This window comes from Kribbella turkmenica, assembly GCF_004348725.1.
GTDB lineage: Bacteria > Actinomycetota > Actinomycetes > Propionibacteriales > Kribbellaceae > Kribbella > Kribbella turkmenica.
In genome coordinates, this window is the sequence record NZ_SMKR01000235.1 from 1 (window position 1) to 8,402 (window position 8,402).

The window sequence follows — 8,402 nt, forward strand, 5'->3', positions numbered from 1 at the left end:
AAGAGACAGGGACGGGGCGGGTGTTCTCGAGGACGTGGGCGTACAGCGAGCGGACTCGGGCGGCTTCGGGTTCGGTCATGGCCGAGGGCTCGGGTTTGCCGGCCGGGACCTGCCAGGTGGGTGGGGTGTCGGCGCCGGAGAGGGCCCAGGCGGCCTGGCGGGCGGCGCCGAGGGCGACGTACTCGGCCGGCTCCGGAAGGATCACCTCGGCGCCGAGCAGGGCCGACGCGAGCGCCTGTACGGCGCGGGAGCGGGCGGCACCGCCGAGCAGGAGGACACGGTTGACCGGGAGGCCTTGGTCGCGGAGCGCGTCCACTGCGTCGGCCAGGCCGCACAGTAGGCCCTCGACGGCAGCGCGGGCCATGGTCGCGGGTTGCATCGTCGCGCGGGTCAGGCCGTAGACCAGACCGGTCGAGTGCGGCAGGTCCGGGGTGCGCTCGCCGTCGAGGTACGGCAGCAGGACCAACCCGTTGCTGCCGGTCGCGGTGAGGGCCGCGTCGTTGAAGGCGTCGAGGTCCATTCCGAGCAGCCCGGCCGTGGACGACAGGACCCGGGCCGCGTTCAGTGTGCAGACCAGCGGGAGGTAGTCGCCGGTCGCGGAGGCGAAGCCCGCCACCAGGCCGCTCGGGTCCGAGGTGGGCGCCGCCGACCGGGCGAACGCCGTACCACTCGTGCCGAGGGACACGGCCACGTCACCCGGCTGCAGGTCGAGGCCGAGCGCGGCCGCCATGTTGTCGCCCGTACCGGCCGCGAGCGCCGCACCACCGGCGGTCTGACCGACGATCTCCGCCGGCCCGGCCACCCGCGGCAACTCCAGCGGTCGCCCGAACGCCTGCTCCACCAACTCGGGCCGGTAGCTGTTCGAGGCCGGCGACCACCAGCCGGTGCCGGACGCGTCACCACGATCGGTGGTGGTCCCGGAGATGCCGGACCGGTCGGCCGCGAGTCGATGCGTCATCCAGTCGTGCGGCAGGACGACGGCGGCCGCACGCGCCGCCGCCTCGCGCCGCGCCGCGTCCGCGGGAGCGCTCCCGTCGGCGTCCCGGATCCACCGCAGCTTGGTCACGGTCAACGACGGCACGGGCACCGAGCCGACCGCGTCGGCCCAGGCGCCCGGTCCGCCGAGTTCGGAGACCAGGTCCACGGTCGCGTCGGCCGAGGAGGTGTCGTTCCACAGCACGGCCGGGTGGACGACCTCACCAGAGTCGTCCAGCAGGACCATGCCGTGCTGCTGACCACCGATCGAGATCGCCTCGACGCCGTCGAGCAGTCCGTCGGACGCGATCTCCCAGGCCTTCCACCACTCGGCCGGGTCCACCTGGGTCCCGTCCGGATGCGGCGCCCGCCCCTCCCGCAGTACGGCTCCGGTCTCGGCATCGCACACGACGACCTTGGTCGCCTGGGTGGAGCAGTCCACACCGGCGACCAGTCTCTGCTCAGTCATGGATCCAGATTAGAGTGCTTCGAGAGTGGCGCGGGCGCCGATCTCGTGAAGCGACTTCAGGGCGGCCTTGTACTGCGTGACGAACTGCTCGTTCGACGCGAGGTCACCGAACAGGTCCGGGTCGGAGATGAACACCAGCGGGTCGTCGCGGTTGTGCTGGGCGCGCTCGACCAGCTTGTCGCGCAACCGGTCGACCACCTCGATCGGCTGACCCTGCTCGTCGACGCCCTCGGCGTACCGGGCCCAGGACGCGACCACGAGCACCGATCGTCCGATCTCCCGCCCGGCCGCCAGTTGCTCGCGCACCACCGGCAGCAACCACTTCGGGATCCGGTCGGAACTCTCCGCGCACAGCCGCGCCAGTGTGTCCCGCACCTCCGGGTTCGCGAACCGCTCGATCAACTGGTGCTGGTAGCGATCGAGGTCGACCCCGGGCACCGGCGGCAACGTCGGCGCACCTTCGTTGGCCATGTAGCCGAGCAGGAAGTCGACGAACAGCTTGTCCTGGCACACCTCGTGCGCGTACCGGTAGCCCGCCAGGTAGCCGAGGTAGCACAGCGCCTGGTGGCTCGCGTTCAGCAGCCGCAGCTTCATCAGCTCGTACGGCTCGACGTCCTCCACGAGTTGTACGCCGACATCCTCGTACGGCGGCCGGTCGCCGCCGAAGTCGTCCTCCAGCACCCACTGCGTGAACGGCTCGCAGACCACCGGCCAGCCGTCCTCGACCCCGAACCGCTCGGCCAGCGCCGCCCGGTCGGAGTCCGCCGTCACGGGCGTGATCCGGTCGACCATGCAGTTCGGGAAGCGGACCTCGGCGGCGATCCAGTCGGCCAGCTCCGGGTCCTTCAGCCGGGCGAACGACGTCAGCATCTTCTTCGCCACGTGCCCGTTCCCAGGGATGTTGTCGCACGACATCACCGTGAACGGCGCCACCCCGGCCGCCCGCCGGCGCGCGAGCGCCTCGACGAGGAACCCGAAGACACTGCCGGGCACCGCACCCGGCCGCAGGTCGGCCGCCAGCCCGGGATCGGACGCGTCGAGCTCACCGGTCACCTGGTTGACGTGGTACCCGCCCTCGGTGATCGTCAACGAGACGATCCGGGTCCCCGGATCCACCATCCGGTCCAGCACCGCGGACGGGTCGTCCGGCGCGAACAGGTAGTCCACGATCGACCCGATCACCCGGGGCTCGAGCGTGCCGTCCGGGTACTTCACGACGAGGGTGTAGAGGCAGTCCTGGGCGTGCAGCACGTCGTACATCCGGCGGTCCTGCGGCAGGACGCCGACGCCGACGATGCCCCAGCCGAGCGCCTTCCCGTCGTTCATCAACTGGTCGAGGTACATCGCCTGGTGGGCCCGGTGGAACCCGCCGACGCCGAAGTGCACGATGCCCGGGCGGACCGCCGTACGGTCGTACGACGGCCTCCCGACCTCGTTGCCCAGGGCATCCAGACCGGCCGCTGTCAGTGCGGTCACTTGACCGCTCCCAGCGACAGGCCCTGGACGAGCTTGTCCTGGGCGGCGAACCCGGCGATCAGCACCGGCAGCGACACCACGATGGACGCGGCACAGACTTTGGCGAGGAACAATCCTTGGCTGGTCACGAACCCAGTCAAGAACACCGGAGCCGTCTGCGCCACCGTGCCGGTCAGCACCCGGGCGAACAGCAGTTCGTTCCAGCTGAAGATGAAGCAGATCAGCGCCGCCGACGCGATCCCCGGCGTCACCACCGGCGCGACCACCGACCGCAGCGTGCGGGTCAGGTTCGCGCCGTCGACGGACGCCGCCTCGAGAATCTCCACCGGCACCTCGGACAGGAAGCTGCGCAGCATCCAGACCGCGATCGGCAGGTTCATCGAGGTGTACAGGATGATCAGCAGCCAGATGTTGTCCAGGAACCCGACCGACTGTGCGAACAGGTAGATCGGCAGCAGGCCGGCCACCACCGGCAGCATCTTGGTGGACAGGAAGAAGAACAGCACGTCGGTCCACCTCTTCACCGGCTTGATCGACAGCGCGTACGCCGCCGGGAAGGCGAGCAGGATCACCAGGATCGTGGACAGGATGCTCGCGGTGAGCGAGTTCGCGAGCGACGGCCAGGGCCCGGTGTCGAAGAACGAGCGGTAGCCGTCGAGACTCAGCGGCGCGGCCACGTCCGGCGGGTTCTTCGCCGCATCCTCCTCGGTGTGGAACGACGTCAGCAGCATCCACAGCACCGGCAGCACGAACAGGATCCCGACGATCCAGGCCAGCCCGGTCAGTGCGAACCCACCACCACGGCGCTTCCGCCCGGTCACCATCGTTACCTGGCCGGTCATCGTCCCTCCTCCTTGAACAGCGTGGACACCGACCGGAGCGCGAGCGTCGCGATCACGATCGTGCCGATCACCACGATCACGCCGGCCGCGGAGGCCCGGCCGTAGTCGTGGGCGGTGTAGAAGGTCTGGTAGATCGTGTACGGCAGGTTCGCCGTACCGAGGCCGCCGGACGTGATGGTGAAGACCGCGTCGAAGTTCTGGACGACGTAGATGGAGCCGAGCAGCGCGGACAGCTCCAGGTACTGCCGCAGGTGCGGCAACGTCATGTAGCGGAAGATCTCCCACTGGTTCGCGCCGTCGATCCCGGCCGCCTCGATCACGTCCAGCGGACGGCTCTGCAGCCCGGCCAGGAGGATCAGCATCATGAACGGCGTCCACTGCCAGACCAGCGCGAAGATGATCGACCACAGCGGCTGGTTGCTGATCCAGTCGGGCTGCGGCGCGTTGTCACCGAACAACCACGTCAGCACACCGTTGAAGAGACCGTACGTCGGGTTGTACAGCGCGTGCTTCCACAGCAGCGCCGCGGCCACCGGGACGACCAGGAACGGCGTGATCATCATCGTCCGGACCACGCCCCGGCCGCGGAACTTCCGGTCCAGCAGCAGCGCGATCATCAGACCGAGCACCAGGCTGATCAGGACGACGCCCGCGGTCAGCAGGATCGTCACCCAGATCGCGTTCCGGGTGTTCGCGTCCGTCAGCACCCGGCGGAAGTTGTCCACCCCGGCGAACCCCCGCTCGTCCGGGTAGTAGGCGTTCCAGTCCATGAAGGACACCACGATGGTGACCAGGAACGGCAGCTGGGTGACGATGATCATGAACACCAGCGCGGGCAGCAGCGGCGCGCGCCGGGCCCAGTCACCGGCCTGGCGCATCATCGTGCCCTCGGATCCCGGCGGTGACGCGGCGTGCCGGCGCCCCGGCCGCCGCGTTTCAGTATCCACAGACATGACCGGCTCCCCTCTACTTCGCCTCGCGGGAGCGGTACCGCTCCGCGACGTCGTCGGCGAGCTCCTGCCCGCGTTCCAGCGCTTCGTCCACACTCATCCGCCCGGCGATCGCCGAGCTCACGTCCTGACTGACCTGGGTGCCGAGATCCGGGAACTCCGGGATGTCGACGAACTGGATCCCGATCGCCGGCCGCGGCTGGGTGCCCGGGTTCCGCGGGTCCGCGGCCTCGATCGCCTGCCGGGTCGGCTCCGCGAACGCGCCCGCTTCCTGCACGTACGCCGGGTTCTCGTACGTCGACGCCCGCTTGCCGGCCGGCACGCGGGACCAGCCGAGTTCCTCGCCGACGAGCTGCTCATACTCCTTGCCGGACGCCCAGGAGATGAACTTCCAGGCGTTGTCCTTCTTCTTGCTGGCCTCCTGGATCCCCCAGGCCCACGCGTACAGCCAGCCGGAGCTGTCGGTCTTCACCACCGGCGCCGGGGCGTAGCCCATCTTCCCCTTCACCGGCGAGTTCGGCGCCTCCAGCGAGCCGGCCGCCGAGGTGGCGTCGTACCACATCGCGACATTGCTCTGAATGGTGTTGTTCAGGCACTCGGTGAAGCCGGCCTGCGGGGCACCGAGCTCACCGTGCGCCCGCACCAGATCGACGTAGAACTTCGTCGCCTCGGTGAACTCCGGCGAGTTCACCTGCGCCTGCCAGTCCTCGGTGAACCAGGTCCCGCCGAAGGTGTTCACCACCGTGGTGAGCGGCGCGAACAGCTGACCCCAGCCGGGCTGCCCGCGCAGGCAGATCCCGCGCATCCCGGGCTGGGCGTTGTCCACCTTCGCCGCGATCTCGGCGACCTGCTGCCAGGTCGGCTTCGCCGGCATGGTCAGGCCCTTCGACGCCAGGATGTCCTTGCGATACATCAGGAACGACGACTCGCCGTAGAACGGTTCGCCGTAGATCTTGCCGTCCTCACCGGACAACGACTCGGTCATCGACGTCAGCACGTCGTCCTGGTCGAACGACGGATCCTTGTCGATGTAGTCCGACAACGGCGCGATCCACTTGCTTTTCGCGTAGATCGGGATCTCGAAGTTGCTCAGCGAGGCGACGTCGTACTGACCGGCCTGGCTGGAGAACTCCTGGCTGATCTTGTCCCGGACGTCGTTCTCCGGCAGCACGGTGAAGTTGACCGAGATCCCGGTCTCCTTGGTGAAGTGCTCCGCGGTCAGTTTCTGCAGGTCGACCATCTGCGGGTTGTTCACCATCAGCACGTTGATGCTGTCGGCCCCGCCGCCGCCCGCACCGCCGCCCCACCCGGCGCAGCCGCTGACCGCAGTCACCAGGACTGCGACTGCGGCGGCCCCGAGGCGTTTCCGCTGTCCCGACACGAGCCGCTCCTTCACGGTTGAGGGGTTGCTCATTTGAGCAGAGGGCTGCTCACTCCAGAAGTGAACCGGGAAGGCCCTTGACCTGTCAAGGGTCTGTGCAACACTAGTGCGCAGGCTTGCTCATATGAGCGGAACCACCGGCGGGAGGCTTCATGGAGTCCAGCACCTTCGGCCCGGCACAGCTGGTGCTGACGGCGTCGATCGCGCGCCGGTACTACGTCGACGGACGGTCGAAGGTGGAGATCGCCGACGAGTTCCGGTTGAGCCGGTTCAAGGTGGCCCGGCTGCTGGACCAGGCGCGGAACAGCGGGCTGGTGCGGATCGAGATCAGCCACCCGGGTGCCATCGACCTCGACCTGTCGTCCCGGCTGCAGGAGGCCCTCGGCCTGCGCCGCGCGATCGTGGTGGACACCCCTGAGGAGGACCCGGCGGCGCTGCGGCTCCAGCTCGGCAAGGCGGCCGCCGACCTGCTGTCCGAGATCGTCACCGCGGACGACGTGCTCGGGCTCGCCTGGGCCCGCGCCGTCACCGCGATGACCGAGCAGCTGACCTCGCTGGCGCCCGTCCCGGTCGTCCAGCTGACCGGAGCCCTGACCCGGCCGGACGTCGAGGCCAACTCGGTGGAGCTCGTCCGGCACACGGCCCGCTTGTCCGGCGGACCGGCGTACCTGTTCTACGCGCCGCTCGTCGTCCCCGACGCCGCGACGGCACGGGCACTGCGGCAGCAGCCGGAGGTGGCCGAGGCGATCGGCCACTTCGACTCGGTCACGAAGGCCGTGGTCGGCCTGGGATCGTGGGCGGCCGGCCAGTCGACCCTGTACGACGCGATGGACGAGAAGTCCTGTGACCAGTTGCGCCGCCGTGGCGTGGTCGCGGACATTTCCGGAGTGTTCGTGGACGCGGACGGCCGGCCGGTGCACAGCCGGGTGACCGACCGGGTGGTCGCGATCAACGCCGCGCAGATGGACGCGATCGACGAGGTGATCGCGATCCCGTACGGGCTGGCCAAGGTCGACGCCGTCCGCGCCGCAGTCCGCAGCGGGCTGGTCAACGGGATCGTTACCCACGCACCTCTGGCGAAGGCACTCATGGACCAGACACACTGACGCGCAATGCCTAAGAGCGAGGTCGAGACGCAACTACTCGGCGGCACCGCCAACCGGGGCCTGGTGGTGCGTGTCGGCGACACGGTGCGCCGCCCACTGCGCGCGAGCAGCACGGCCACCCACGCATTGCTGGAGCACCTGGAGAACGTCGGGTTCTCGGGCGCACCAACCTTCCTGGGTGTGGACTCCCAGCAGCGCGAGGTGCTGTCCTACCTCCCGGGCGAGACGGTGACCCCGCCGTATCCGGCCTGGTCGATGACCGACGAGGCGCTCGACAGTGTGGCCCGGCTCCTGCGCGACTACCATCAGGCGGTCGCGGGCTTCGATCCCGCCGGCCTGGACTGGGCCGAGCCGGTGCCGCCGGAGTACGTCGCCGGCCTGGTCAGTCACAACGATCCGAACCTCGACAACGTGGTGTTCCGGGACGGAGTCGCGGTCGCGCTGATCGACTTCGACCTGGCCGGCCCGGGCTCCGCGCTGTGGGACGTCGCCACCGCGGTCCGGCTGTGGGCCCCCCTCCGCCCGGACGCCGACATCGCCGACCCCCGCCGCGGCCGCACCCTCACCCGGCTGAGGCGGTTCGCCGACGCCTACGGCCTGGCCGAGGCCGACCGGCTCCGCCTGGTCGACGCAACCGCGAGCAACCACGTCTGGTGCATGGACTACGTCCGCCGAGGCGCCGAGACCGGTCACCCGTGGTTCCACCAACGCTGGACCACCGGCGAAGCAGCCCTCACCGACCGAACCAACCACTGGTTCAAGACCCAGGCGGAAACCCTCCACCACGCGCTGCTCTGAGCTCCTCCTCAGCCTCGGCTACGCCGTCGTAGTACGACTCCTCCAGCCGACGGACGAAATGCGGAAGGAACACGGCCGGACCGGTGGCCCACGCCACCGACCCTCCGCTGATGCCCGACGCGACAAGATCCACCACGACGTTCACCACGGTCAGGCCGACCAACACGATCCAGCCGTACCGGAAGATCCACGGCCCGTCCTCGGCAATCAGCCCACGCCGGCTCAGCGCCCCCGCCGCGATCAGCACCCCGGAGAGCAGGACGACAGCCAGCAGGCTCCAGAGCACCCACCCGTGCACATCAGCCTTCTTGCCTTGGAGCAGGAGAACCGCTTGAACCGCGATGACCGCGGCCACCAGCACGTAGGCCACCGTCCCCCACTTGGTCAGCCTGTCAGGCATCGGCC

Annotated in this window: 8 protein-coding genes; 2 read left to right on the forward strand and 6 right to left on the reverse strand. The window is 69.4% G+C overall.

Annotation, left to right across the window (positions count from 1 at the left end; translation table 11 throughout):
* From E1218_RS33265 to E1218_RS33285, 5 genes are all read right to left on the reverse strand, one after another.
* Positions 1 to 1,444 (reverse strand): FGGY family carbohydrate kinase (locus E1218_RS33265; RefSeq protein ID WP_132327018.1); only part of this gene is annotated, 1,444 nt, incomplete at its 3' end.
* A gap of 9 nt (positions 1,445 to 1,453) precedes the next feature.
* Positions 1,454 to 2,920 carry a mannitol dehydrogenase family protein gene (locus E1218_RS33270; RefSeq protein WP_132327019.1) on the reverse strand — a complete coding sequence of 489 codons (1,467 nt, stop codon included), beginning with the start codon at positions 2,918 to 2,920 and terminating at the stop codon, positions 1,454 to 1,456.
* Entirely contained in the window at positions 2,917 to 3,762 is an 846-nt protein-coding gene (locus E1218_RS33275; protein ID WP_132327020.1) for a carbohydrate ABC transporter permease, read from the reverse strand. Before E1218_RS33275 ends, E1218_RS33270 begins: the two co-directional genes overlap by 4 nt.
* Entirely contained in the window at positions 3,759 to 4,715 is a 957-nt protein-coding gene (locus tag E1218_RS33280) for a carbohydrate ABC transporter permease (RefSeq protein ID WP_202866331.1), read from the reverse strand. The genes E1218_RS33275 and E1218_RS33280 overlap by 4 nt, the downstream gene beginning before the upstream one ends.
* 13 nt (positions 4,716 to 4,728) lie before the next feature.
* Positions 4,729 to 6,093, reverse strand: a complete 1,365-nt coding sequence (locus E1218_RS33285) for an ABC transporter substrate-binding protein (protein WP_132327022.1) — start codon at positions 6,091 to 6,093, stop codon at positions 4,729 to 4,731.
* A 152-nt stretch (positions 6,094 to 6,245) separates the two neighbouring features.
* On the opposite strand from E1218_RS33285, the gene E1218_RS33290 reads away from it, so the two are divergent.
* Both E1218_RS33290 and E1218_RS33295 read left to right on the forward strand, forming a co-directional pair.
* Positions 6,246 to 7,199 (forward strand): sugar-binding transcriptional regulator, encoded by a 954-nt coding sequence (locus tag E1218_RS33290; RefSeq protein ID WP_202866333.1) that lies wholly within the window; start codon positions 6,246 to 6,248, stop codon positions 7,197 to 7,199.
* Between the two features lie 6 nt (positions 7,200 to 7,205).
* Positions 7,206 to 7,997 (forward strand): phosphotransferase, encoded by a 792-nt coding sequence (locus tag E1218_RS33295; protein WP_132327023.1) that lies wholly within the window; start codon positions 7,206 to 7,208, stop codon positions 7,995 to 7,997.
* Here the strand turns inward: E1218_RS33295 and E1218_RS36395 are convergent.
* Positions 7,957 to 8,402, reverse strand: a 446-nt coding sequence (locus E1218_RS36395; protein WP_165949528.1) for a hypothetical protein, incomplete at its 5' end; no start/stop codon positions are given. The genes E1218_RS33295 and E1218_RS36395 overlap by 41 nt on opposite strands.